We start from the raw sequence: 23,788 nt of genomic DNA, 5'->3' as shown, positions 1-23,788 counted from the left end.
TCGAACCGCTTTTTTCTGGAGTACCCGCACATGTTGAAAAGCAATGGCGAACGCCTGTGGGCGAGCCTGATGGCCATGGCCGAAATCGGCGCTACCGCCCGTGGCGGCAGCTGCCGCCTGGCCCTGAGCGACGAGGACAAGGCTGGCCGTGAACTGTTCAGCCACTGGTGCCGCGAAGCCGGCCTGACGCTGACTGTGGATGCCATCGGCAACCTGTTCGCCCGCCGCGCTGGCAGCGACCCCGATGCAGCGCCGGTGATGATGGGCAGCCACCTTGACACCCAACCTGAGGGCGGCCGTTTCGATGGCGTCTACGGTGTGCTGGCAGGCCTTGAAGTGGTGCGCCGGCTCAATGACCTGAACATCCAGACGCGCAAGCCGCTGGAGATCGCCGTATGGACCAACGAGGAGGGCGCCCGCTTCACCCCGGCCATGTTCGGTTCGGCGGTATTCACCGGTACCCTGGCGCTGGACGAAGCGCTGGCCATTCGCGACGCCGATGGCATCAGCGTCGCCGACGAACTGCAACGCACCGGTTACGCCGGCCGGCGCCCGCTGGGCGGCCAGGTCGATGCCTATTTCGAGGCGCATATCGAGCAAGGTCCGATCCTTGAAGACAACGCCAAGGCCATTGGCGTGGTCAGCGGTGGGCAGGCTATCCGATGGCTCGACGTCACGGTCGAAGGCATGGCCGCACATGCCGGCACCACGCCGATGCCGCTGCGCAAGGATGCCCTGTTCGGCACCGCACGGATGATCCGGGCGGTCGAGCAACTGGCTGCCGATTTTGCCCCTGAAGGCCTGACCACGGTGGGTGAACTGTCCATCGCCAAGTCCTCGCGTAACACCATTCCGGGGCTGCTGCAGTTCACCGTCGACCTGCGTCATCACCGGGATGAAGCCATCGAGGCGATGGAACGCGACCTGACGTTGAAGCTGCAAGCCATCGCCAATCAGCGCGGGTTGCAGGTGCGTATCGAGCGCCACTGGATAAGCCCGGCCACGCCATTCGATGCCGATTGCGTAGCCGCCGTGCAGCAGGCGGTGGATGGCCTCGGCTATCCCCAGCAGTCGATCGTCAGCGGTGCCGGCCACGACGCCATCCTGCTGGCCCGCTACTGCCCGACCGCCATGGTGTTCATTCCCTGTGTCGGCGGCCTGAGCCACAACGAAGCCGAAGACGTGTTGCCCGACGACGCCCGCCAGGGTGCCGATGTACTGCTCAATGCCGTGCTGGCCCGCGCGGGCCGTATCGAACAAGGAGATGCCTGATGCGTTGTTACTTCCACCCCGAACAACTGCTGCACCACCCACGCAGCTACTACTCGCGCGGCGCCATGCGCACCCCGCAGGAAGTCCCCGAGCGTGCCCAGCGCCTGCTGCAGGCGGCCAAGGATCTGGGCTTCGACATCCGTCAGCCTGAGGACGCCGGCCTCGAGCCGCTCAAGGCAGTGCATGGCGAGGCCTACCTGGCCTTCCTCGAAGAGGCCCATGCGCGCTGGAAGGAAGTGCCCGAGGACTGGGGCGACGAGGTCATGTCCAACATCTTCGTGCGTGAACCCAACGCCTTGCGCGGCATCCTCGCCCGGGCCGGGCGCTACCTGGCTGACGGCAGCTGCCCTGTAGGCGAACACACCTGGCGCTCGGCCTATTGGTCTGCGCAAAGCGCAGTGGCCGGTGCCAAGGCCATTCTCGACGGCGAGCCGGCGGCCTATGCCCTGTGCCGGCCGCCAGGCCACCATGCGCGCTTCGATGCGGCCGGTGGTTTCTGCTACCTCAACAACGCCGCTGTCGCTGCCCAGGCCTTGCGCAGCCGCTACAGCCGCGTGGCCATCCTCGATACCGACATGCACCACGGGCAGGGGATTCAGGAAATCTTCTACGACCGCCGGGATGTGCTGTATGTGTCGGTGCATGGCGACCCCACCAATTTCTACCCAGGTGTGGCCGGGTTCGCGGACGAGCGTGGCAGCGGTGCGGGGGAGGGGTACAACCTCAACTTGCCGATGGCGCATGGGGCTAGCGAAGCGGACTTCATGGGCCAGCTGGAGATCGCGCTGGCGGCGGTGAAGGACTTTGGCGCCGAGGTGCTGGTGTTGTCGCTGGGGTTCGATATCTACGAACTCGACCCGCAGAGCAAGGTGGCGGTGACGACTGAAGGGTTTGCGGTATTGGGCGAGCGGATTCGGGCGATGCGCTTGCCGTGCCTGATCGTGCAGGAAGGGGGGTATCACCTGGAGAGCCTGGAGGCGAATGTGCTGGGGTTCTTTGCTGATAAAGCAGATTGGTGATAAGTGCTATATGCCGGCAGCTGTGTTGTCGCTGCCGGCGTCTGTGATGATACTCGGTCTCGGTGAACGAGGATGTACGTGCTGGGCTCTGGAATCAGTTCTGCTTATAGCTCATATCTTTTTTGGGTCAAGAATTCAGGCTCTCGCCAGTTTGGACCTTTGATATAGCCATTTCCACCACGCTGTATCAAACCTTCGTCACTCATTTTCTTAATCAGGTTAATGAGTTGTAGGCAGTCGCCAATGTTCACCCATCCATTTCGATTGTATAGATTGTCGAGTCGTGGATGAGAAATGCCATTTTGCCTGACAAGCCACAGAATTATATCGGTGGGGCTTTCGTTGGTGATTATTTCGCTAATAGTGTTCATTTGTTCTCTCGTGCGATCTGCTGGTCATCTGCTTCAATTGCTTCTGGTGTGTAAAGCAGTTCGAGCTCCGAGGTGAGTTGGTAGTCTTCCAGTGTTGCAGCGTGTGTATTGTTCCATGCTTCACCATCATCGTTCGGCCTGATTTTATCTGGTATTTCAAGGGTGCGAAAGCGCTCCAACTCCCTTATCTCATGTGTGTAAAAGCGCTTGTCGGTGTCCGTTTCTTGCAACTTGCCCTGTAGGATTTTTTCCAGCCTGTTGATCATGATGTCATTTGCATCGGACGGGCCGAAGCGGCTTGTGTGTAATTTGACTAATTCGATGCCTGTCGCTGTGATTTTGACCTCGCGCCAATCCAGTCGCTCGATAGGTCCACCTGCTTTGTCTGGATTATAAGCTCGCCCGCTATAAGTGCCTATGGTTGTTGCGTCGGGATAGGGAGAATTGAAAACTACGTACAGTGGTGGCAGACCAGATTCTGGCGGGAAGCAGTAAATACAGTCTTTATAATTCGGTGGTTCATAGGCAGGGAGCGGTGTCGCTTCTATCCATGCGGGTCTGAGATTGACCCCCTCATAGGGGTCCGACAGTATCGGGTCACTGGGGGTTGTAGTTGACGACCCGTTCTCGGTATGAATGGGGAAGCTGAGCCTGATTGGAAAATCACTCGATGGAATCGATGTGTAGCTATTGCCTTCTTTATCCATTACTAAGGGGCGTACAGGCACCTTTTTTTCAGCACTTGTGGAGTTTGTGCGGTTCGTAAGTGTATACGTGTCCAGATTGGCATTTATTCGTAGCGGTGATTCAATTGTCCCGTGCTTAAGCGCAATGTCATGAATATTCGTAGGCAAATCAGGAATGAGTAGTTCAGCAGGCATGCTCAGGGCTGAGCCATGGTACAAATCAGCGTTTCCTAATTCTGATGAATAAAAAAATAGACCTATGCCCAGCCTGAAGATTGGGGTTGCAGTAATGCCCAGTGTCTTAACTTTCTCTATTCCTCTAAGGATATGGCTCTGAAGGCTGCCAAATCTGATTGGGTTAGTTGATATTGTGGTTAATGTTGAGCTTAGCACTATTCCGGAGTTGGGTTTTAAGGTGATGGAATTGCCTTGACTGTCTTTGTTGTGGTTGTTTCTTAATATTATTATGGTTTCTGCTGGAGGTTTTCGTATTCCTTTTTTATTTTTTCAAGGCAGCGATTTAGTACTATTTCAATTTGCGCGGCAGTAATGCTGCTCATTAAAAAGTACAAATCTTCCTCGATCATATAGAAGTCTTGGTCGTGCCGGTGGTTAAAGTGAACGACGTTTTCGAAATGCAGTGCTGCTTCGTCAATGCCTATTGTATATATGTGTTCTGCTAAGTATAGGTTGATATTGCGGATGGTTTGTTTGTGGGTTTTGTTATAAAGGAGCAGGAGGAATTTCTTTTGGGCGTAAAGTTGGCTTGCCTGGTCTGGGTAGGATTGTCTTATGTCTGAATAATGTTTATTCAAATAGTTCTCAAATCCAGGAGTGCTCACTGGGCAGGTAGCCTCGATTTCCTGTATCACATTTTTCGCAATGGTCGTTGCGTTGTCGCTGAGCGCATCATATGAAAGCGATGCTATGTTCGGCGGTGTTATAGGTAGTGTGAACGGGCTGTCCCAAGAAAGGATGTCCTCAAAGTCATATGTAAAAGGCGCGGCTGAGTATATTTCTTGCAGTTCCTGGCTTGTTAGTGTTCTGCGTGAGGTCACGTCTATTTCCCTTGAAGAAGCCTTGAGGTACTAAACCTTGAGGCTTTCGCAAGAAGGGCGGCAGGTGGAATAGATGCACTGCTATTGAGTAGCGAGCGCGACACCAACAGAAATCGTAGATGCCGATGGCTGGTGGGTGTAAGAAGATGGGTTAAGCTGTTGGATCAAGGGAGTTAGACATCTAGTTTTTGTTATAGGCACTCGTTGGCTGAAGTATCCCTGAGGTTTATGGAATAGGTGACGCAGACTGCGGAGGGAGTTGGCCTGCACCTGTGGCAGCGGGCATGTCCGTGAAGAAGCCAGCGTGGCTCAAGCGTGGAGTGTGCAGCTATCGGTGGCAGGCGTAGGCTGGGGGAACCAGAATCTTCGCATCAGGCGCCATCCCTTGGGCAATCCCTGCACAGACTGCAAGCACCAGAGAATCCCCCAGTTCCCCTGTTCCCCCCCCCACTGCACGCCTAGGCCTAGTTGATGTGCAGAGCGGCGCTCGATCTCACAGGTGCTGAAAAGGTTGCGGCGAACTACACCCCACCCCGCCGCACATGCTTCACCAACACCTTCTCCAGCAACTCCCACATCGCCGGCTCGGTACTGAACGCCACGTTGAACCGCATCCACCCGGTCGCTTTGGCATCGACCATGAACAACTGCCCAGGCCCGAGCATGATGCCTTTCTCCAGCGCATCATCCAGCAACGCCGCGCTGTCTGGAATCGCCGGGTGGCGGGTCCAGATATACATCCCTTCATCCGACTCGATGAACAGCTCGAAGCCCAGCCGATGCAGATGCCGGCCAACTTCCTGGTGCGCCTCGGCCAGCCGCTGGCGCAGGCGCTTGAGGTGCTTGCGCCAGCGCCCGTCGATGATCGCGGCATACACCACGCGCTCCATCACCTGCGAGGTGGTCAGGCCAGAGCGCATTTTCAGGTGCAGCAGCTTCTGCATCAGCTCGGGGTTGGCCAGCATGTAGCCGACCCGCACATTGGGCGAAATGCTCTTGGAGTAGCTGCCCACGTACACCACCTGCTGCAGGTGGTCGAGGCTGGCCAGGCACGGCTGCGGTTCGGTGACCATGTCTGCGTACAGGTTGTTCTCCACCAGGCGGAAGCCGTGCTGGCTGGCCAGTTGCAGCAGGCGGTGCAGCTGCGGTAGCGGCGTGCGCGAGCAGGTCGGGCTGTGCAGGTGCGGCTGGGTGAAGAATGCAGTGGGGCGGTGATGGGTGAGCAACTGCTCCAGCTGGTTCAGGTCGTAGCCGGCCGGTGTGCGCGGCACGCCGACCAGGGTCGCGCCCTGGGTACGCAGGATGCTCATCAGGTTGGGGTAACCGGGGTCGTCCACCAGCACCACGTCGCCCGGGCGCACCAGGGTGCGCGCGGCCAGGTCCAGGGCCTGGCTGGCGCCATGGGTAAGCATCAGCTGCGCCGGGTTGGCGACGATCGACAGTTCCTGCTGCAGGTTCTGTGCGGTCAGTGCACGCAGCTCCATCAGGCCCATGGGGTCGCCGTAGCCCGACAGCTCCAGCGGGCTGCCGGCCACCTGGCGCAGGCCGCGGCGCAGGCCGTCTTCATACATCCAGTCGTTGGGCAGCCAGCCGCACCCGGGCTTGAACGGCAATTGGCGGATTTCGAAGATCTGCTGCAGGTACCACTCGGAGTTGAACGTTGGTCGACTGGTGTCGGCCTCGGCGTTGTGCGGGTCGAGCAATTCGCCCGCCGCGCGGTTGACGAAGAACCCCGCATTGCCCCGGCTCACCAGCAGGCCCTGGGCGACCAGACGGTCGTAGGCCTCGACCACGGTGAAGGTGCTCACCGAATAGCTCGCGGCAAAGGCGCGGATCGAGGGGACCTTGGCGCCTGGCTTGAGGGTCTGGTTGTCGATCAACTCGCGCAGCCCGTCGATGATCTGGTTCACCAGCGGGGTCGAGGAGTCTGGATGTAATTCGAACATTTGGGCCTTCAGGTTGCGTATCGCCCGGCGTTTGCAAGGTGTATTGCAAGGGCGACCTGTACAGTGCAGTGCGAGTTTCATGCCACTGTGCATGGCTCTCTGCGTCGGACATTTTTACATTAGGTGTCAGATATCGCCACCTAAAGCATGTTCAGTTCGCTCCAGGCGCCTGCCCTGGGGCGCGTCAGCAGGCCGCCATGGAAGGCCTGCGTGTGTTCGCTCACACCATCCTGCGCGCATTAGCACTGATGTACGTGAAACCGCCAGCCATCGGGGTTTCACAGTTTTCCTTGGATAAAAAGAAGCACGGGGTAGACAACTGATGGACGCAACATCCACAACCACCACCGCGAAAAGCGGGCATGAGAGCAAGCTCAGTGCCTCGCTCAAGTCGCGCCACCTGACGATGATGTCGATCGCCGGGGTTATCGGCGGCGCCTTGTTCGTCGGTTCCGGCAGCGTGATTCACAGCGCCGGCCCAGCTGCTGTGCTGGCCTACCTGGCAGGCGGCATCCTGGTGGTACTGATCATGCGCATGCTGGGTGAAATGGCGACTTCCTCGCCAGACACCGGTTCGTTCTCCACCTACGCCGATCGCGCCATCGGCCGTTGGGCCGGTTTCACCATCGGCTGGCTGTACTGGTGGTACTGGGTCATCCTCATGGCCTGGGAAGCTTATGTGGCGGGCAAGATCCTGCATGGTTTCTTCCCCGACGTCAGCGTCAACGTGTTCGTGCTGGCCACGACCCTGTTGCTGATCACCGTCAACTTCTTCAACGTCAAGCACTACGGTGAGTTCGAGTTCTGGTTCGCCTTGATCAAGGTGATCGCGATTGTCTGCTTCCTGATCGTGTGCACCGCTGCCGTGCTGAACATCTGGCAGTTCGGTGAAGTGCGTGGCATCAGCCACCTCACCGCCGAAGGCTTCATGCCCAATGGCATCACCACAGTGATCGGTGCCTTGCTCGGGGTGATGTTCGCCTTCCTCGGCGCGGAAATCGTCACCATCGCCGCTTCCGAAGCCAAGGACCCGGCTGCGCAGATCGTCAAGGCGACCAACTCGGTGGTCTGGCGTGTGTGCCTGTTCTACGTGGGTTCGATCTTCCTGATCGTCTGCCTGGTACCGTGGAACGATCCGCACCTGGGCGTTTCCGGCTATGGCGCCTACCGCCGCACCCTGGAGCTGCTGGGCGTGCCGTATGCCGAGCTGCTGATGAACTTCGTGGTGCTGACCTCGGTGAGCAGCTGCCTGATCTCGGGCCACTACACTGCTTCGCGCATGCTGTTCTCCCTGGCCCAGCGTGGCGACGCGCCGTCGTTCTTCAAGATCACCCGCGCCGGCACCGGTGTACCGGTGTACGCGATCATGGGTTCTTGCGCCGTGGCCGTGGTGTGTGCGCTGATCAACTTCAGCGAGACCCTGCGCCCGAAAGACGTGCTGGAAACCCTGATGAACACCACCGGCATGATTGCCCTGCTGGTGTACCTGGTGATTGCTTTCTCGCAGCTGCGCATGCGCCGCAAGCTGATTGCCGAAGGCAAGGAAGTACGCCTGAAGATGTGGCTGTTCCCATGGCTGACCTACCTGGTGATCGCGTTCATCGTGGCCGCCCTGGTAACCATGGCCTTCATGCCTGACTACCAGATCCTGGTGATCTCCACCGGTATCGCCGCGGCAATCGTGGTGGCGATGGGTGTAGTGCACCAGATCCGTACTGGCAAGCAGCACTAAGCGTCACTCGCTTCTCGAAACGGCCGGCTCCCTGGGGGACCCGGCCGTTTTGCGTTATTGGGCCAGGGGTATATGGCCGCCTGTTACATGGCATATGCTGAACACATTGCCCGCCCAAAGGAGCTTCACATGGCCTGGTCCGCCACCCAGTATTCGCAATTCGAAGACGAGCGTACCCGCGCGGTGCGTGACCTGCTGGCCGCTGTACCGGCACGCCCGGTACGCCACGCCACCGACCTGGGCTGTGGCCCTGGCAATTCCACCGAGGTGCTGCTGCAACGTTACCCGGATGCCCAGGTGACGGCCCTGGACAGCGACCCGGACATGATCGACAAGGCCCGCGAGCGCAAACGGCTGTGCATCCCCCGCGTGCGCACAGTCATCGCTGACATTGCCGGCTGGTCCGCCCCCGAGCCGCAGGACCTGATCCTGGCCAATGCCTCGCTGCAATGGGTACCCGACCACGCCTCGCTGTACCCGCACCTGGTGCGCCAGCTGAGCGAAGGTGCCAGCCTGGCCGTGCAGACCCCGGACAACCTCGATGAGCCGGCCCACCGGCAACTGCGCGAAATCGCCAGCCAGGGACCTTGGGCGGCGAAGTTCGCTGATTTCCAGCTGCCGCCACGGCACAGCGCGGCGTTCTACTACGACCTGCTCAGCCCGCTGTGTGCACGGGTGGATGTGTGGCGCACCACTTACCACCACCCGTTGGTCGGCGGTGCCGAAGCCGTGGTGGAATGGTTCAAGGGTTCGGCCTTGCGACCGTACCTGGCGCGGTTGGATCCCCAGGAGCAGACGGATTTCCTGCAGATGTACCTGCAGGCGATGCAACGCGACTACCCGCCGGCCACCGATGGCAAGGTGCTGTTGCCGTTCCCGCGGCTGTTCGTGATCGCTACCCGCTAGGGCGGCGCCAGCGCCAGGCCACGTAACCGTAGACGCCGAGGTTGAGCAGCAGCACGAAAGTGCCCAGCAGCAGCTGGATGTGCGGTGTCAGCCCGGCGGGGTAGATCAACGGCCAGATATAGTGTTCGACGAAGCCGCCCTGATAGCCCGCGTCACCAGCCGCGCTGCGCATGCGGTTTTCCCAGGTGGTCAGCGGGCAGCCCAGGTGCAGGCATTCCACCGCCAGGCCCCAGGCCATCGCCGGCAGGTGCAGCAGCAGGGCAGGGCGCCAGCGCAGTACCAGCAGGCCGCCGAACAGCACCAGCAGGATGAAGAGCAGGTGCAGCAGGACCAGGGTGTCGGCGGCAAGGCGGTAGAGCATGGGTTGTGTGCCGAGGGTTGAGGTTATCCCAGCATAGTTGGGTTGCCTGTACCGGCCTCTTCGCGGGCTTGCCCGCTCCCACAGGCACCGCACAGCATTCAAAACCTGTGGTGATCCTGTGGGAGCGGGCGAGCCCGCGAAGAGGCCGGCACAGGCTTACAACCCTTCCTCCACCATCTGCAGGAAGGTCGCCACCACCCGCCGCGTGCGCTGCTCGCTCAGGCACACCAGTGTCTCGGTCAGGTGCCGCTGGCAATCGACGATCGGCAACGCGCACACCCGCGCATCCGCACCAAACTCCGCCGCCGACACCACCCCCACACCAATCCCCACCACCACCGCTTCCCGCGCCGCTTCCCGGCCTTCCACCTGGATCGCCGGGCGAATCCGCAGCCCGGCCCGTTGCATTTCTTCTTCCAGCGTCTGCCGCGTCACCGACCCGGGCTCGCGCAGCACCAGCGGCGTATCGTCCAGATCCGCCAGGCTGATCGCGCCGCGGCTGGCCCAGGGGTGCTGGTGCGAGACAAACGCCACCATCGGGTCGCGGCGCAGCGGCAGGCAGTGCAGCCGCTCATCGTCGACGTCCCGCCCCAGCAGGGCCAGGTCGGCTTGGTAGCTGAACAGCCGGGCCAGCGACTCGTCGGTGTTGCCGGTCTCGATCTTTACCTGGATGCCCGGGTAGCGCTGGCAGAAGCGGGCGATCTGCGGCAGCACGTGCACCGGCGCGTCCACCGCCAGCACCAGGCTGCCGGTGTGCAGCGCACGCGAATCCTGCAGCAGTTCATGGGCCTCGGCCTCGCAGGCGAAAAGGCGCTGGCTGATGCCCAGCAGGCGTTCGCCGAGGTCGGTGAGCTGCACCGAACGCTTGTTGCGGTGGAACAGCAAGACGCCGAAGCGCTCCTCCAGTTTGCGCACCTGGTCCGACACCGCGGGCTGGGTAAGAAACAGCTTTTCGGCGGCGCGGGTAAAGCTGCCGTGCACCGCCACGGCGTGGAAGGCCTTGAGTTGTGCGTGGGAAACCGACATGACGACCTCAGTAACAAGCTGGGCTTATGTGTGAAATACGATAAATCGATTTTATTTATCTTAGCGCAACTGTTTCCATGCATGTCAGCCCGACGCTGGAACCACAAGTGCCGCCAGGGCCATGGCACCCAAACGGCGCCATCTGACCCGATGACAGCCTCGTCATCGCTGTGCGTAACACAAGAACAAGACAGGCGTTTCTTCACATTCTGCCGGCACACTCAAGCAAGAGGTCAGACTTACATGAACCAATCCCTAGCCGCGTTCAAACGCTGGCGTATCCAGATTTTCGCCATTACCTGGCTGGCCTACGCCGCCTTCTACTTCACCCGCAAGGCCTTCTCGGTGGCCAAGCTGGGCATCGGTGAAGACCCCGACTTCATGCTCGACAAGGCCGCCATGGCCAACCTCGACGCCATCTACCTGGCCGCCTACGCCGTGGGGCAGTTCACCTGGGGCATGCTTGCCGACCGCTTTGGCCCACGCGTGGTGGTGCTCGGCGGCCTGCTGATTTCTGCTGTTGCGGCGGTGGTGATGGGCAGTTACGCCACATTCCCGATCTTCGCCACCTGCATGCTGGTGCAGGGCCTGGCGCAATCCACCGGCTGGGCCGGGTTGTGCAAGAACATCGGCAGCTTCTTCCCGGCGTCGCAGCGTGGGCGGGTGCTGGGCCTGTGGAGTTCCTGCTATGCCTTCGGCGGCCTGGTGGCCTCGCCGTTCGCCGGCTGGTGGGCCTATACCCTGGTCGGTACCTGGCACGCGGCGTTCTTCTCCAGTGCCGCGGTGGTGGCACTGGTGGCCGTGCTGTTCTTCTTCCTGCAGCGCAACAAGCCTGAAGACGTCGGCCTGCCGGCGGTGGAGCCCGAGCCGCAGAGCATGGCCCCGGCCGGCAACCTGTGCAGTGTGTGGGCGCCCCTGAAGGAGATCATGCGCAACCGCACGGTGCTGACCCTGGGGCTGGCGTACTTCCTGTTGAAACCGGCGCGCTACGCCATCCTGCTGTGGGGGCCGGTGATCGTCTTCGAGCAGATGCCCTCGGTGGGCAAGGTGGGGGCAGCGATCATCCCGACAGCCTTCGAACTGGCCGGGCTGCTCGGCCCGATCATCATCGGCCTGGCCTCCGACAAGCTGTTCGGCGCCCGGCGCATGCCGGCCTGTGTCATCAGCCTGGTGCTGCTGACCGTGGCGCTGGCGGCATTCATGGCGGCCATGCACACCGGCAGCGTGATCCTGGTGGTGGCCCTGCTGTTCGTCATGGGCCTGACCCTGTACGGGCCGGATTCGATGATCAGCGGTGCTGCGGCCATCGACTTCGGCACCGCCAAGGCCGGTGCCACCGCAGCAGGTTTCGTCAACGGCTGCGGCTCGGTGGGGGCGGTGCTGGGCGGGCTGCTACCGGGATACTTCGATGGCGTCACGGTGTTCATCGTGTTTGCCGGCTGCGCGCTGTTCTCGGCGCTGGTGCTGCTGCCGCACTGGAACAGCCGCCCGGCCAGCGCTGCGCAAAGCACCGACGTGGCACCGAATACCAGCATGGCAATCAAGCCATTGCGTACCTGAAAGGAAAGCGAGCGAATGAGACCCTTCTGGCTGCAACAGGCCCTGGATTCGGCGCAAGAGGCGGTGTGCCCGCCGCTGCAAGGCGATGCCCGTTGCGATGTGTGCATCGTCGGCGGCGGCTATACCGGCCTGTGGACCGCACTGATGCTCAAGGAAGCGGTGCCGGCCCTGGATATCGTGCTGATCGAGGCCGATATCTGCGGTGCCGGTGCCAGTGGCCGCAATGGTGGCTGTGCGTTGTCGTGGTCGGCGAAGTACTTCACCCTCGAGCGGCTGTTCGGGGTGGCCGAGGCGGTGCGCCTGGTGCGTGAGTCGGAGCGCAGCATCGGTGAGATCGGCGCGTTCTGCTCGGCCAATGGCATCGACTGCGACTACCGCCTGGATGGCACGCTGTACACCGCCACCAACGCCGCGCAGGTCGGCGCCACCGACGCGGTGATCGCCGCGCTGGAGCAAAAGGGGATCAATTCGTTTCGCCGCCTGCCGCTGCCGCAGGTGCAGCGCCTGGCGGGTTCGGCGCGGCACCTGGAAGGCTGGTTCTCGCCGGCCGCGGCCACGGTGCAGCCGGGCAAGCTGGTGCGCGGCCTGCGCCGGGTGGCCTTGCAGCGTGGCGTGCGCATCCATGAGGGCACCGCCATGACCGGCCTGGAGCACGGCGCCCCGGTGCAGGTGCGCACGGCCCATGGCACGGTGCGCGCCGACCGCGTGGTATTGGGCCTGAATGCCTGGATGGCGCGGGCTTTCCCGCAGTTCGAGCGCAGTGTGGCGATTGTTTCCAGCGACATGGTGATCACCGAACCTTGCCCCGAGCTGCTGCACCAGGTCGGCCTGGACAGCGGCATCAGCGTGCTCGATTCGCGGATTTTCGTGCATTACTACCACAACACCTCCGATGGTCGGCTGATGCTCGGCAAAGGCGGCAATACCTTCGCCTATGGCGGGCGCATGCTGCCGGTGTTCGACCAGCCGTCGCCGTACCGGCCACTGCTGCGTGAAAGCCTGGGCGGCTTTTTCCCGGCGCTGGCCGAGGTGCCGCTGGCGGCCAGCTGGAACGGGCCGTCCGACCGCTCGGTGACCGGTTTGCCGTTCTTTGGCCGGCTGGACGGGCAGGGCAACGTGTTCTACGGCTTTGGTTACTCCGGCAGCGGCGTCGGGCCGTGCCACATGGGCGGGCAGATTCTGTCGTCGCTGGCACTGGGGCTGGACAACCCATGGACCCGTTCGCCGCTGGTCAAGGGGCCGCTGGGGCTGTTCCCGCCCGAGCCGATCCGCTACCTGGGCTCGCTGATGGTGCGCAATGCCATCCGCCGCAAGGAGCGGGCAGAGGACCGCGGGCAGCGGCCGCGGAGGCTGGATGTGCGGTTGGCGCGGTTCGCGGCGGCGGCGGGCAAAGCCGATAAAGGCTGATGAGATTTCTTGTCGAACACAGGCCAGAGGGCGTATAAACTGCACCCACTTTTGGCCGGTCGCTTCCTGAACCGGCCGCTGAAACAAGAGAGTCGACATGGGCGCACAGTGGAAAGCCAAACATAAAGAAGCCGCGGCCAACGCCAAAGGCAAGATCATGGGCAAGCTGTCCAAAGAGATCCAGATCGCCGCCAAGTCCGGCGCCGACCCGGACATGAACCCACGCCTGCGCCTGGCCATCGAGCAGGCCAAGAAGGCCTCGATGACCCGCGAGACCCTGGAGCGCGCAATCCGCAAGGGCGCGGGCCTGGACGGCGATGCCGTGCAGTACTCGGCGGTAAGCTACGAAGGTTTCGCCCCGCACCAGGTACCGCTGATCGTCGAGTGCCTGACCGACAACGTCAACCGCACCGTCGCGCAAATCCGCGTGCTGTTCCGCAAGGGCCAGCTGGGTGCCAGCGGTTCGGTGGCCTGGGACTTCAACCATGTCGGCCTGATCGAAGCCACCCCGAACGGCGACGCCGACCCGGAAATGGCGGCCATCGAAGCCGGCGCCCAGGACTTCGAGGAAGGCGACGAAGAGGGTTCGACCTTGTTCATCACCGACACCACCGACCTGGACGCCGTGCAGAAGGCCCTGCCGGAGCACGGCTTCACCGTGACCTCGGCGAAGATCGGCTACACCCCGAAGAACCCGGTGAGCGCGGCCAGCCTGAGTGCCGAGGCGCTGGCCGAGGTGGAAGCGTTCCTCGAAGCCATCGACGAGAACGATGACGTGCAGAACGTTTATGTTGGCCTGACTGACTGATCTGCTTCTCTGGGGCCGCTTTGCGGCCCAATCGCCGGTCTGGGGCTGTTTTGCGACCCAGTGACAGACAAGCCAGCTCCCACAGGTACAGCACAAGCCCCGATGGTTGTGGTGACCCTGTGGGAGCTGGCTTGCCGGCGATTGGGCCGGTCGATCCTTTAGAAGGGAGCCTGTATGAACCCCGCTTTCGCCTCCCTCAGCCTCGCCCACCTGCGCACCCTCGACCACCTGCTGCAGCTGAAGAACCTCAGCCACGCCGCCGAGCGCCTCGGCGTCAGCCAGTCCGCCCTCAGCCGCCAGCTGGCCCACCTGCGCGAAGCCTTCGACGACCCGTTGCTGGTACGCCAGGGCCGCGGTTACGTACTCAGCGAACACGCCGAAGCCCTGGTCGAACCCCTGCGCCAGGTTCTCGAGGAGCTGCACGCCCTGCGCCAGCCCGCGGTGTTCGACCCGGCGCGTTGCGAGCGGCGCTTCTGTCTGGCCGCGTCGGACTATGTGGCCGAGCACATGCTGCCGCTGCTGGTGGCGGCGCTGGAGCGCGAAGCGCCGGGTGTATCGCTGGAGTACCGCACCTGGCAGGCCGGCCAGTACGCCTTGCTGGCCAGCGGCGAGATCGACCTTGCCACCACCTTGTTCGACGAGTCGCCACCCAACCTGCACGGTCGGCTGTTGGGCGAGGACCGGGCAGTGTGCCTGATGCGCCACGACCACCCGCTGGCTGCCCACGGTGCGCTCAGCCAGGCCGACTACCTGGCGCACAAGCATGTGCGTATTTCCGGCGGAGGCGACAAGGACAGCTTCATCGACCGCCACTTGCGCGCCCAAGGCCTGCAACGGCGGGTCAGCCTGGAAGTGCCGTTCTTCTCGGCCACCGTGCAGGTGATTGCCAACAGCCAGGCGCTGGCCACCGTGCCCGAGCACATCGCCCGGCAGCTGTGCCGCCTGCATGACCTGGCCTGGCGGCCGCTGGGTTTCATCGACCACAGCCAGCGCTACTGGGTGGTGTGGCACCAGCGCCTGCAGGCCTCGGCCGAACACCGCTGGTTGCGCAACCGGGTGTTCGAGTTGTGGCGCCAGTCGCAGTTTGGCGTGCAGGGTGGGCATGCGGGTTTGCCATAGCAGGTATGCGCGAGGCGGGGTTATTCACTTCGGGATAGGTGCCTAGACTGGGGCATTGTGTTGCCTGTACCGGCCTCTTCGCGGGTAAACCCGCTCCTACAAACGATGCAATACCTGTGGGAGCGGGCGTGCCCGCGAAGAGGCCAGCACAGGCAGCGAAAAAACCCACAGGAGACCCCAGGTGACCCCCGAACAATTCCGCCAGTACGGCCACCAACTGATCGACCTGATCGCCGACTACCGCCAATCCGTCGGCGAGCGCCCGGTCATGGCCCAGGTCGAGCCCGGCTATCTCAAGGCTGCGTTGCCTGCACAGGCCCCCCGGCAAGGCGAGCCTTTCGCAGCGATCCTTGACGACGTCAACCAGTTGGTCATGCCCGGCCTGTCCCATTGGCAGCACCCGGACTTCTACGGCTACTTCCCCTCCAATGGCACCCTGTCGTCGGTCCTCGGTGACTTCCTCAGCACTGGCCTGGGCGTGCTGGGCCTTTCGTGGCAGTCCAGCCCGGCCCTGAGCGAGCTGGAGGAAACCACCCTCGACTGGCTGCGTCAGCTGCTCGGCCTTTCTGGCCAATGGAGCGGGGTGATCCAGGACACCGCATCCACCAGCACCCTGGTGGCGCTGATCTGCGCACGGGAACGCGCCAGCGACTACGCACTGGTACACGGCGGCCTGCAAGCCCAGGCCAAGCCGCTGATCGTCTATGTCAGCGCCCATGCCCACAGCTCGGTGGACAAAGCCGCATTGCTGGCCGGTTTTGGCCGCGACAACATACGCCTGATCCCGACCGACGAACGCTACGCTCTGCGCCCGGAGGCCCTGCAGGCTGCGATCGAGCAGGATCTGGCCGCTGGCAACCAGCCTTGCGCGGTGGTCGCGACCACCGGCACCACCGCCACCACGGCCCTCGACCCACTGCGGCCGATCGGCGAGATCGCCCAGGCCCATGGCCTGTGGCTGCATGTGGACTCGGCCATGGCCGGCTCGGCGATGATCCTGCCGGAATGCCGCTGGATGTGGGACGGCATCGAGCTGGCCGATTCGCTGGTGGTCAACGCGCACAAGTGGCTGGGCGTGGCCTTCGATTGCTCGATCTACTACGTGCGCGACCCGCAGCACCTGATCCGGGTCATGAGCACCAACCCCAGCTACCTGCAGTCGGCGGTGGATGGCGAGGTGAAGAACCTGCGTGACTGGGGTATCCCGCTGGGCCGCCGGTTCCGCGCATTGAAGCTGTGGTTCATGCTGCGCAGCGAGGGGGTCGAGGCGTTGCAGGCACGGCTGCGGCGTGACCTGGACAATGCCCAGTGGCTGGCCGGGCAAATCGGCGCGGCGACGGAGTGGGAGGTGCTGGCGCCGGTGCAGTTGCAGACGTTGTGCATTCGCCATCGGCCGGCGGGGCTGGAAGGGGAGGCGCTGGATGCGCATACCAAGGGCTGGGCCGAACGGCTGAATGCGTCTGGGGATGCCTATGTGACGCCGGCGACGCTGGATGGGCGGTGGATGGTGCGGGTGTCGATTGGCGCATTGCCGACCGAGCGGGAGCATGTCGAACAGCTTTGGGCGCGCTTGCAGGAAGTGGTCAAGGGCTGAAACTGCCGGGGCCGCGTTGCGACCCTTTCGCCGGCAAGCCAGCTCCCACAGGGACCGCACAAGGCTTGAAGCCTGTGCGGTCAAGGTAGGAGCGGGCTTGCCCGCGAATGGACTCCCACAGGAACCGCACAAGGCTTGAAGCCTATGCGGTGAAGGTAGGAGCTGGCTTGCCGGCGAAGGGCACCCACAGGAACCGCACAAGACTTGAAGCCTGTGCGGTCAAGGTGGGAGCTGGCTTGCCGGCGAAAGGGCTGCAGAGCAGCCCCCTGCAATCTCAGTGGCTCACCGCCTGAAAGCTCCCTTTACGGCTAGCCTCATACGCGGTCTTGTCCATCGGCTTGGCATCGGGGTTACCCAGGTCTTCCATCGCCAGGCGATGGGTTTCCGGTGCAATGTAGGCTGCCAAAGCACACACGCAGGTGATGAAGAACGCCAGGCTACCAACCACCAACGGGATGTTGTCCGAACCGGGCGGGGCTACCAAGGCGAACAGTGCCGGCAGCATGGCGGTCAGCATGGTGCCGATGTTCTGCGCGATGGCCATGGCCGAAACGCGGTAGCGAGTGTGGAACAGCTCTGGGTAGAAGCTTGGGAACACCGCGTTGTAACCCTGGTACACCATGCCCCACATCACGATCGACGAGGCGAACGCCAGCGGTACGTTCTGGATGCTGATCGCATACAGGTAGACGAAGGCTAGCAGGCCAGAGCCCAGGCAACCGGCGATCATGGTCGGGCGACGGCCGATCTTGTCGGACAGGTTGCCGACAAACGGAATCACCAGCACCGCGACGATGTTGCCGACTACCGGAATCCACAGGTACACGCTCTTGTCGAAGCCGATGCCATAGGCCGGCTGCACCGCGTAGGCCGCACCGAAGATGGTGGCGACCACCGGGATCACGTTCATCAAGGCCATGAACATCACCAGCACCATGTGCTTCCAGCTGTGGCGGAAGGCCTCGCTGATCGGCGACTTGGCGACCTTGTCCTGCTTCTCTTCCTTCACGAACGCCGGGGTTTCGTGCACTTCCTTACGGATGATGAAGCCGGCGATCAGCACGAAGGCGCTCAGCAGGAACGGAATGCGCCAGCCCCAGTCGTTGAAGGCTTCGCTGGGCATGAAGTAGGCCAGCGGCAGGAACACAGCCGCCGCCAGCACCTGGCCAGCCTGCACGCCTTGCAAGGTGAAACTGGCGTAGTAGCCCCGTCGACCGAACGGTGCGTGCTCCATGATCATGGAACTGGCTCCGGAGATTTCCCCGGCCACGGCAAAGCCCTGGACCAGGCGCAGCACCACCAGCAACGCCGGGGCGAGCAGGCCGATGTCGTGGTAGGTGGGCAGCAGGCCAACGGCCATGGTCGACAGGCCCATCAGGAACATGCACAGCAGCAGTACGTTCTTGCGGCCGCGGGTGTCACCCCAGTGGCCCAGCACGAAGGCGCCGACCGGGCGCGCCAGGTAACCCACGCCGTAGGTGGCCAGCGAGGCGATGATGGCCATTTTCGGGTCGGTGTTGGGGAAGAAGATCTGCGGGAAAATCAGCGCAGCAGCCTGGGCGTAGATGAAGAAGTCGTAGTACTCGAGTGCCGAGCCTATCCATCCACTGGCAGTCGCTTTCTTGGCTTGAGAGCTGGAGTGAGCCATCGTTGTCTCCGTTGTTATTGTTGTTTGCACAGGTTCCGCCGGAGATTCGCCAAGGCAGGAGGCGAGGGTCGGTGTGCCTGCGTCTGTGGTTCATGTTGACCACGGGCCAGTGGGCTGGCAATTCGCTAAAACCGGTTTTGTTCGATAATCGAACGCAAAACTAACCATTCCGTACAAAGAGATTGAAGCGACGACTTTACCTGCGAATAATCGATCGTGCCAGGAACTGTGGTCCTGATTTTCCAGGTCTGGCCCTATCGCCGGTACAGGCAGCCCTGGCCTCAACCTCCAACAACAAGGAACTCCCGCCATGCAGCGTTCGATCGCTACCGTGTCCTTGAGCGGCACCCTGCCGGAAAAGCTCGAAGCCATCGCCGCCGCCGGTTTTGACGGCGTCGAGATCTTCGAAAACGACCTGCTCTATTACGCCGGCAGCCCGCGCCAGGTACGGCAGATGTGCGCCGACCTGGGTATTGCCATCACCCTGTTCCAGCCGTTCCGCGATTTCGAGGGTTGCCGCCGCGACCGCCTGCAGAAGAACCTCGACCGCGCCGAGCGCAAGTTCGACCTGATGCAGGAACTGGGCACCGACCTGGTGCTGGTGTGCAGCAACGTCCAGGCCGATGCCCTGGGTGAAGAGCAATTGCTGGTCGACGACCTGCGCCTGCTGGCCGAGCACGCTGGCAAACGCGGCCTGCGCATTGGCTACGAAGCCCTGGCCTGGGGCCGCCACGTCAATACCTACCAGCAGGTCTGGAACTTGGTGCGCCAGGCCGACCACCCGGCCCTCGGGGTGATCCTCGACAGCTTCCACACCTTGTCGCTCAAGGGCGACCCGAGCGCGATCCGCGATATCCCTGGCGACAAGATCTTCTTCGTGCAAATGGCCGACGCGCCGATCCTGGCCATGGATGTGCTGGAGTGGAGCCGCCACTTCCGCTGCTTCCCGGGGCAGGGCGAGATGGACATGGCCGGTTTCCTGGCGCCGATCCTTGCCACCGGCTACCGCGGGCCGCTGTCGCTGGAAATCTTCAACGACGGCTTCCGCGCCGCACCGCCCCGGCAGAATGCCGCCGACGGCCTGCGTTCGCTGCTGTATCTCGAAGAGCACACCCGCCTGCGCCTGGAGCAGGAAGGTACCTCGATCGAGCCCGGTGTGCTGTTCACCCCACCGGCGGCCAGTGCTTATGACGGCGTGGAGTTCCTCGAGTTTGCAGTCGACGAAGCCGTCGGCGCGCGCCTGGGCAGCTGGCTGAAGCGCCTGGGCTTTGCCGATGCCGGCAAGCACCGCAGCAAAGAGGTGCAGTTGCTGCGCCAGGGCGATATCAACATTGTGCTGAACGCTGAACCCTATTCCTTCGGCCACAACTTCTTCGAGGCCCACGGGCCGTCGCTGTGTGCCACCGCGCTGCGGGTCAAGGACCAGCAAGCCGCCCTGAAGCGCGCCACCGCCTTCCGTGGCCAGCCATTCCGTGGCCTGGTCGGGCCCAACGAGTGCGAAGTGCCGGCGGTACGTGCGCCAGATGGCAGCCTGCTGTACCTGGTGGAGCAGGGTACTGCCGGCCAGACCCTGTACGACACCGACTTCAGCCTGGACAAGAACGCCACCGCCACCGGCGGCCTGCGCCGTATCGACCACATGGCCCTGGCCCTGCCGGCCGAGTCGCTGGACAGCTGGGTGCTGTTCTACAAGAGCCTGTTCGATTTCGAAGCCGATGACGAAGTGGTGCTGCCGGACCCGTACGGCCTGGTCAAGAGCCGCGCGCTGCGTAGCCAATGCGGCACCCTGCGCCTGCCGCTGAACATCTCGGAAAACCGCAACACCGCCATCGCCCATGCGCTGTCCAGCTATCGTGGTTCGGGCGTGCACCACATCGCTTTCGATTGCGACGACATCTTCCGCGAAGTGGCGCGGGCCAAACTGGCCGGGGTACCGTTGCTGGAGATCCCGCTGAACTACTACGACGACCTGGCGGCGCGTTTCGATTTCGACGACGAGTTCCTCAGCGAACTGGCCTACTACAACGTGCTGTACGACCGCGATGCCCAGGGCGGCGAGCTGTTCCACGTGTATACCGAGCCGTTCGAAGAGCGTTTCTTCTTCGAGATCATCCAGCGCAAGGGGGGTTATGCCGGTTACGGTGCGGCCAACGTTGCGGTGCGCCTGGCGGCCATGGCCAAGGCCCGCAGCGGGGCGGCGCGCAAGCCGGTCCTCTGAGCCCATCGCGACACAAGGCCGCTCCTACACCGACCGCGTGTGCTTCAAGGGCGTTCGGCCACCAACAGCAGCGACTGTGGCAGCGCACTCTGGGGGTGCTGTGGCTCCTGCAGGCTGACCAGCCGCAACCCCGCCATGTCCAGCGCGTTCAACCAGCTGGCCAGGGTGCGGAAGTACCACGGCATCACCTGCCAATCCCCGGCGAACCCGGCAAACGACTCTTCCCGCCAGCCATCCTGGTAATCGCCATCCGCCACGCTCCACGGGTGCAGGGTCTGGATCACCAGTGCACCGCCAGGCGCCAGTAACGCATTCATCGCTGCCAGCAGCGGGATGATGTCCTGCTGCAACAGGGCGAAGTTGGCACAGATCAGGTCATAGTCCTTGCCAACATAGGCCTGGGCCGCGGCCAGCTGTGCATAGCTGGCCAGGTGCACCTCGGCGGAACCCGCAGCACGCGCGGCATCCACCAGCGCCCGGTCACCGTCCACACCTACCGCCTCGACACCCCGGTCGCCCAGCGCGCGCAGCAGCCAACCTTCACCACAGCCCAGGTCGAGCACCCGTTCGGGCTGGCGGCCAAGAATGGCCAGCAGGATGGCCTGGTCGGTGACCTGGCGACGGCTGTCGATACTGCCGCTGCGCACCGCATCGATCCAGGCCTGGGCGTTGTGCTGCCAGCTGTCGAGCAAGGCGTCTTCAGGGTTGCGCATGTTCATCTCCGTTGGGCGGGCGATGCTTCACTGTGCCCCGGTCAACAAATGGGTGGCAAGCCCCGCCAGGGCACAGGCTATCAACACCTGGATCACCCCACGCTTGTAACGGAACAGCGCCACCGCCGCCGCCAGCGCAATCAGCGCCGAAGGCCAGTCGAACCGCCCGTCGAAACCGGCCGGCCACAATACGTGGTAGCCGAAGAACAGCGCGAGGTTGAGGATCACGCCCACTACCGCCGCGGTTATCCCGGTCAGCGGGGCGGTGAATTTGAGTTCGTTGTGGGTCGATTCCACCAGCGGGCCACCGGCCAGGATGAACAGGAACGAGGGCAGGAAGGTGAACCAGGTCACCAGGCTCGCCGCTACCGCGCCGGCCATGAACGCCTGGTCGGTGCCGAACATGGGGTGCAGGTAGCCACCGACGAAGCCGACGAAGGCCACCACCATGATCAGCGGCCCGGGGGTGGTTTCCCCCAACGCCAGGCCATCGATCATCTGCGTCGGCGACAGCCAGCCGTAATGGCCGACGGCCCCCTGGTAGACGTAGGGCAGCACCGCGTAGGCGCCGCCGAAGGTCAGCAATGCCGCCTTGGTGAAGAACCAGCCCATTTGCGTCAAGGTGCCTTGCCAGCCAAAGGTAGCCATCAGTACACCCATGGGCAGCAGCCACAGCGCGGCACCCACCAGCAGCAGGCCCAGCAGGTGCCCCCAGCTGAAGCGGGCGTGCTCTGGCGCCGGTGTGTCGTCGTCGATCACGGCCGGGCCATGGCTGGCTCTGGTTGCGCCGTGGCCACCACCAGGCGCGAACTGCCCCGGTAGCAGCCGCCCGCCGATATGGCCCAGCAGCGCGGCCGCCAGCACGATCAGCGGGAAGGGAACGTCGAGCGCGAAAATGGCCACGAACGAGGCCGCGGCAATGGCCCACAACCAGCCGTTTTTCAGGGCGCGCGTGCCAATGCGATGTGCGGCATGCACGACGATCGCGGTTACGGCCGGCTTGATCCCGTAGAAAATACCAGCCACCACCGGCACTTCGCCCCAGGCCAGATAGACCCACGACAGGCCGATCAGGATGAACAGCGACGGCAGTACGAACAGGGTGCCGGCAATCACCCCGCCCCAGGTGCGGTGCATCAGCCAGCCAATGTAGGTGGCCAGTTGCTGGGCCTCGGGGCCAGGCAGCAGCATGCAGTAGTTGAGGGCATGCAGAAAGCGCCGCTCGCTGATCCAGCGGCGCCGCTCCACCAGTTCCTGATGCATGATCGCTATCTGCCCCGCCGGGCCGCCGAAGCTGATGAACCCCAGCTTCAGCCAGAACAGCAAGGCCTCGATCCGGCTGATGTGACCACGCGTTTGCTCGGCGGTGCCTTGCAGGTGTTCCGTCATTTTCTTCCCTTTGGTATTCAGCTGGCCGCAGCGCGCTGTCGCTTGATCCGGTACATATCGCCATCAGCATGGCGCAGCAGCATGTCGGCATCATTGCCGTCTTCGGGGAAACGGGCCACGCCAATGCTGCAGGACGGCGCTCCGATGCCTGCAAACTCGGCGCCGAGTGGCTCGGCCATGGCTGCCAGGATACGTGCCACCTGCTCGACAATGGCCTCTGGTGAGGCGTAGTCGGTCAACAGCACGGTGAACTCGTCACCGCCCATCCGCGCCACTGTATCGGTCGCCCCAACGCAGCCTTCCAGGCGCCGCGCCAGGGTGCACAGCACCCGGTCACCCACGCTGTGGCCGTGGTTGTCGTTGATATCCTTGAAGTCATTGATATCGATGAACAGCAACGCCAGCGGATGGTTGTGGTGCCGGGCCGCGACAAGTGCGGTGCCCAGCCGCTCATTGAACATGGCCCGGTTGGCCAGGCGAGTCAGCGGGTCATGGTGGGCCAGGAAACGCAATTCTTCCTCGGCCTGGTGTTGGGCGGTGATATCCCGCGCTACACCAATGCGGGCATTGGCCTCATCGGACCAGGAGGCCGACCACAGGATATGCACGATACTGCCATCCTTGCGGATGTAGCGGTTACGGAAGTCGTAATGGGGTTGGCCGTTCATCACCCGTACGATCGACGCGCGGGTAATCGCCAGGTCGTCAGGGTGCATGTAGTCGGTGATCGGGGTGCCGATCAGCTCGCAGGCCTGGTAGCCCAGCAGCGCCTCGCAGGCATCGCTGACGAAAATGATCTGGTTGCCCCTGTCAACCACGAACACCGTGTCCAGCATCAGGTGGATCAGCCTGGGGTATAACGCTTGCAGGTCTACGGGCATGGGGCATGGCGTCCGCGGCGGGGTCACCGATCATAGCCTGAAATGGAACAAAATGCGGTAGGCGCCGCTGTGGG

21 protein-coding genes are annotated in these 23,788 nt (G+C 62.9%); 11 read left to right on the top strand and 10 right to left on the bottom strand.

Annotated elements, in window-relative coordinates; genetic code table 11:
* Window positions 1-30 precede the first annotated feature (30 nt).
* Both ACLCGK_RS28915 and ACLCGK_RS28910 read left to right on the top strand, forming a co-directional pair.
* Window positions 31-1,272: a Zn-dependent hydrolase gene (locus ACLCGK_RS28915; RefSeq protein ID WP_410953438.1), complete on the top strand. Its 1,242-nt coding sequence runs from the start codon at window positions 31-33 to the stop codon at window positions 1,270-1,272.
* The gene (locus tag ACLCGK_RS28910) at window positions 1,272-2,291 is read left to right on the top strand and encodes a histone deacetylase family protein (protein WP_410953437.1); all 1,020 of its coding nucleotides are present in this window, start codon (window positions 1,272-1,274) and stop codon (window positions 2,289-2,291) included. The genes ACLCGK_RS28915 and ACLCGK_RS28910 overlap by 1 nt, the downstream gene beginning before the upstream one ends.
* Window positions 2,292-2,395: 104 nt before the next feature.
* Here ACLCGK_RS28910 and ACLCGK_RS28905 read toward each other — a convergent pair whose 3' ends face one another.
* The 4 genes from ACLCGK_RS28905 to ACLCGK_RS28890 form a co-directional block, all read right to left on the bottom strand.
* The gene (locus tag ACLCGK_RS28905) at window positions 2,396-2,662 is read right to left on the bottom strand and encodes a hypothetical protein (RefSeq protein ID WP_085619215.1); all 267 of its coding nucleotides are present in this window, start codon (window positions 2,660-2,662) and stop codon (window positions 2,396-2,398) included.
* The gene (locus ACLCGK_RS28900; RefSeq protein WP_410953436.1) at window positions 2,659-3,543 is read right to left on the bottom strand and encodes an S-type pyocin domain-containing protein; all 885 of its coding nucleotides are present in this window, start codon (window positions 3,541-3,543) and stop codon (window positions 2,659-2,661) included. Before ACLCGK_RS28900 ends, ACLCGK_RS28905 begins: the two co-directional genes overlap by 4 nt.
* 269 nt (window positions 3,544-3,812) lie before the next feature.
* On the bottom strand, window positions 3,813-4,406 hold the full coding sequence (locus tag ACLCGK_RS28895; protein WP_410953435.1) for a hypothetical protein: 594 nt from the start codon (window positions 4,404-4,406) through the stop codon (window positions 3,813-3,815).
* A gap of 521 nt (window positions 4,407-4,927) precedes the next feature.
* Window positions 4,928-6,352 carry a PLP-dependent aminotransferase family protein gene (locus ACLCGK_RS28890; protein WP_410953434.1) on the bottom strand — a complete coding sequence of 475 codons (1,425 nt, stop codon included), beginning with the start codon at window positions 6,350-6,352 and terminating at the stop codon, window positions 4,928-4,930.
* A 197-nt stretch (window positions 6,353-6,549) separates the two neighbouring features.
* Here ACLCGK_RS28890 and ACLCGK_RS28885 point away from each other — a divergent pair, with 197 nt between their 5' ends.
* The 3 genes from ACLCGK_RS28885 (at window position 6,550) to tam (ending at window position 8,990) form a co-directional block, all read left to right on the top strand.
* Window positions 6,550-6,675, top strand: coding sequence for a hypothetical protein (locus ACLCGK_RS28885; RefSeq protein WP_410953433.1), 126 nt, complete (start codon window positions 6,550-6,552; stop codon window positions 6,673-6,675).
* A complete protein-coding gene (locus ACLCGK_RS28880; protein WP_025338600.1) occupies window positions 6,675-8,084 on the top strand; it encodes an amino acid permease in 1,410 nt (469 codons plus the stop codon). The genes ACLCGK_RS28885 and ACLCGK_RS28880 overlap by 1 nt, the downstream gene beginning before the upstream one ends.
* 129 nt (window positions 8,085-8,213) lie before the next feature.
* Window positions 8,214-8,990: a trans-aconitate 2-methyltransferase gene (gene tam / locus ACLCGK_RS28875; protein WP_410953432.1), complete on the top strand. Its 777-nt coding sequence runs from the start codon at window positions 8,214-8,216 to the stop codon at window positions 8,988-8,990.
* Here the strand turns inward: tam and ACLCGK_RS28870 are convergent.
* Both ACLCGK_RS28870 and ACLCGK_RS28865 read right to left on the bottom strand, forming a co-directional pair.
* Complete coding sequence (locus ACLCGK_RS28870; RefSeq protein WP_247847467.1) at window positions 8,980-9,351, bottom strand: DUF2784 domain-containing protein; 372 nt, start codon at window positions 9,349-9,351, stop codon at window positions 8,980-8,982. The genes tam and ACLCGK_RS28870 overlap by 11 nt on opposite strands.
* A 156-nt stretch (window positions 9,352-9,507) precedes the next feature.
* Window positions 9,508-10,377 (bottom strand): LysR substrate-binding domain-containing protein, encoded by an 870-nt coding sequence (locus ACLCGK_RS28865; protein WP_013972053.1) that lies wholly within the window; start codon window positions 10,375-10,377, stop codon window positions 9,508-9,510.
* A 243-nt stretch (window positions 10,378-10,620) separates the two neighbouring features.
* Between ACLCGK_RS28865 and ACLCGK_RS28860 the strand changes: the two genes are divergently transcribed.
* The 5 genes from ACLCGK_RS28860 to ACLCGK_RS28840 all read left to right on the top strand — a co-directional run bounded on the left by ACLCGK_RS28860 (window position 10,621) and on the right by ACLCGK_RS28840 (window position 16,865).
* A complete protein-coding gene (locus tag ACLCGK_RS28860; protein ID WP_003259277.1) occupies window positions 10,621-11,937 on the top strand; it encodes an MFS transporter in 1,317 nt (438 codons plus the stop codon).
* Between the two features lie 15 nt (window positions 11,938-11,952).
* The gene (locus ACLCGK_RS28855; RefSeq protein ID WP_410953431.1) at window positions 11,953-13,344 is read left to right on the top strand and encodes an FAD-dependent oxidoreductase; all 1,392 of its coding nucleotides are present in this window, start codon (window positions 11,953-11,955) and stop codon (window positions 13,342-13,344) included.
* A 97-nt stretch (window positions 13,345-13,441) separates the two neighbouring features.
* Window positions 13,442-14,152, top strand: a complete 711-nt coding sequence (locus ACLCGK_RS28850) for a YebC/PmpR family DNA-binding transcriptional regulator (protein WP_013972055.1) — start codon at window positions 13,442-13,444, stop codon at window positions 14,150-14,152.
* A gap of 174 nt (window positions 14,153-14,326) precedes the next feature.
* The gene (locus ACLCGK_RS28845; protein ID WP_085619196.1) at window positions 14,327-15,271 is read left to right on the top strand and encodes a LysR family transcriptional regulator; all 945 of its coding nucleotides are present in this window, start codon (window positions 14,327-14,329) and stop codon (window positions 15,269-15,271) included.
* A gap of 181 nt (window positions 15,272-15,452) precedes the next feature.
* Window positions 15,453-16,865 carry a DOPA decarboxylase gene (locus tag ACLCGK_RS28840; protein WP_410953430.1) on the top strand — a complete coding sequence of 471 codons (1,413 nt, stop codon included), beginning with the start codon at window positions 15,453-15,455 and terminating at the stop codon, window positions 16,863-16,865.
* Between the two features lie 274 nt (window positions 16,866-17,139).
* Here the strand turns inward: ACLCGK_RS28840 and ACLCGK_RS28835 are convergent, their stop codons facing one another.
* The gene (locus ACLCGK_RS28835) at window positions 17,140-18,513 is read right to left on the bottom strand and encodes an MFS transporter (RefSeq protein WP_015269950.1); all 1,374 of its coding nucleotides are present in this window, start codon (window positions 18,511-18,513) and stop codon (window positions 17,140-17,142) included.
* Window positions 18,514-18,823: 310 nt separating this feature from the next.
* On the opposite strand from ACLCGK_RS28835, the gene quiC reads away from it, so the two are divergent.
* Window positions 18,824-20,731, top strand: a complete 1,908-nt coding sequence (gene quiC, locus ACLCGK_RS28830; RefSeq protein WP_038409298.1) for a 3-dehydroshikimate dehydratase QuiC — start codon at window positions 18,824-18,826, stop codon at window positions 20,729-20,731.
* 44 nt (window positions 20,732-20,775) lie between these two features.
* Here quiC and ACLCGK_RS28825 read toward each other — a convergent pair whose 3' ends face one another.
* Genes ACLCGK_RS28825 through ACLCGK_RS28815 form a run of 3 tightly spaced genes read right to left on the bottom strand, consistent with a single transcriptional unit; the run spans window position 20,776 to window position 23,714 of the window.
* Window positions 20,776-21,444 carry a class I SAM-dependent methyltransferase gene (locus ACLCGK_RS28825; RefSeq protein WP_061550938.1) on the bottom strand — a complete coding sequence of 223 codons (669 nt, stop codon included), beginning with the start codon at window positions 21,442-21,444 and terminating at the stop codon, window positions 20,776-20,778.
* A 27-nt stretch (window positions 21,445-21,471) separates the two neighbouring features.
* On the bottom strand, window positions 21,472-22,833 hold the full coding sequence (gene chrA, locus ACLCGK_RS28820; protein WP_410953429.1) for a chromate efflux transporter: 1,362 nt from the start codon (window positions 22,831-22,833) through the stop codon (window positions 21,472-21,474).
* 17 nt (window positions 22,834-22,850) lie between these two features.
* A complete protein-coding gene (locus ACLCGK_RS28815) occupies window positions 22,851-23,714 on the bottom strand; it encodes a diguanylate cyclase domain-containing protein (RefSeq protein ID WP_367245606.1) in 864 nt (287 codons plus the stop codon).
* Between the last annotated feature and the right edge of the window lie 74 nt (window positions 23,715-23,788).

Source organism: Pseudomonas sp. S1(2024) (assembly GCF_046557535.1).
Note: the sequence above shows the minus strand (reverse complement) of the source record. Positions and strands in the feature narration are given on the sequence as shown.

Excerpts from the sequence above, each read along its gene's own strand:
- tam (WP_410953432.1), top strand. The coding sequence starts at position 8,214 with ATGGCCTGGTCCGCCACCCAGTATTCGCAATTCGAAGACGAGCGTACC.
- ACLCGK_RS28905 (WP_085619215.1), bottom strand. The coding sequence starts at position 2,662 with ATGAACACTATTAGCGAAATAATCACCAACGAAAGCCCCACCGATATA.
- ACLCGK_RS28835 (WP_015269950.1), bottom strand. The coding sequence starts at position 18,513 with ATGGCTCACTCCAGCTCTCAAGCCAAGAAAGCGACTGCCAGTGGATGG.
- ACLCGK_RS28890 (WP_410953434.1), bottom strand. The coding sequence starts at position 6,352 with ATGTTCGAATTACATCCAGACTCCTCGACCCCGCTGGTGAACCAGATC.
- ACLCGK_RS28855 (WP_410953431.1), top strand. The coding sequence starts at position 11,953 with ATGAGACCCTTCTGGCTGCAACAGGCCCTGGATTCGGCGCAAGAGGCG.
- ACLCGK_RS28845 (WP_085619196.1), top strand. The coding sequence starts at position 14,327 with ATGAACCCCGCTTTCGCCTCCCTCAGCCTCGCCCACCTGCGCACCCTC.
- chrA (WP_410953429.1), bottom strand. The coding sequence starts at position 22,833 with ATGACGGAACACCTGCAAGGCACCGCCGAGCAAACGCGTGGTCACATC.
- ACLCGK_RS28885 (WP_410953433.1), top strand. The coding sequence starts at position 6,550 with ATGGAAGGCCTGCGTGTGTTCGCTCACACCATCCTGCGCGCATTAGCA.
- ACLCGK_RS28870 (WP_247847467.1), bottom strand. The coding sequence starts at position 9,351 with ATGCTCTACCGCCTTGCCGCCGACACCCTGGTCCTGCTGCACCTGCTC.
- quiC (WP_038409298.1), top strand. The coding sequence starts at position 18,824 with ATGCAGCGTTCGATCGCTACCGTGTCCTTGAGCGGCACCCTGCCGGAA.
- ACLCGK_RS28815 (WP_367245606.1), bottom strand. The coding sequence starts at position 23,714 with ATGCCCGTAGACCTGCAAGCGTTATACCCCAGGCTGATCCACCTGATG.
- ACLCGK_RS28860 (WP_003259277.1), top strand. The coding sequence starts at position 10,621 with ATGAACCAATCCCTAGCCGCGTTCAAACGCTGGCGTATCCAGATTTTC.
- ACLCGK_RS28850 (WP_013972055.1), top strand. The coding sequence starts at position 13,442 with ATGGGCGCACAGTGGAAAGCCAAACATAAAGAAGCCGCGGCCAACGCC.
- ACLCGK_RS28915 (WP_410953438.1), top strand. The coding sequence starts at position 31 with ATGTTGAAAAGCAATGGCGAACGCCTGTGGGCGAGCCTGATGGCCATG.
- ACLCGK_RS28910 (WP_410953437.1), top strand. The coding sequence starts at position 1,272 with ATGCGTTGTTACTTCCACCCCGAACAACTGCTGCACCACCCACGCAGC.
- ACLCGK_RS28825 (WP_061550938.1), bottom strand. The coding sequence starts at position 21,444 with ATGCGCAACCCTGAAGACGCCTTGCTCGACAGCTGGCAGCACAACGCC.
- ACLCGK_RS28865 (WP_013972053.1), bottom strand. The coding sequence starts at position 10,377 with ATGTCGGTTTCCCACGCACAACTCAAGGCCTTCCACGCCGTGGCGGTG.
- ACLCGK_RS28900 (WP_410953436.1), bottom strand. The coding sequence starts at position 3,543 with ATGCCTGCTGAACTACTCATTCCTGATTTGCCTACGAATATTCATGAC.
- ACLCGK_RS28880 (WP_025338600.1), top strand. The coding sequence starts at position 6,675 with ATGGACGCAACATCCACAACCACCACCGCGAAAAGCGGGCATGAGAGC.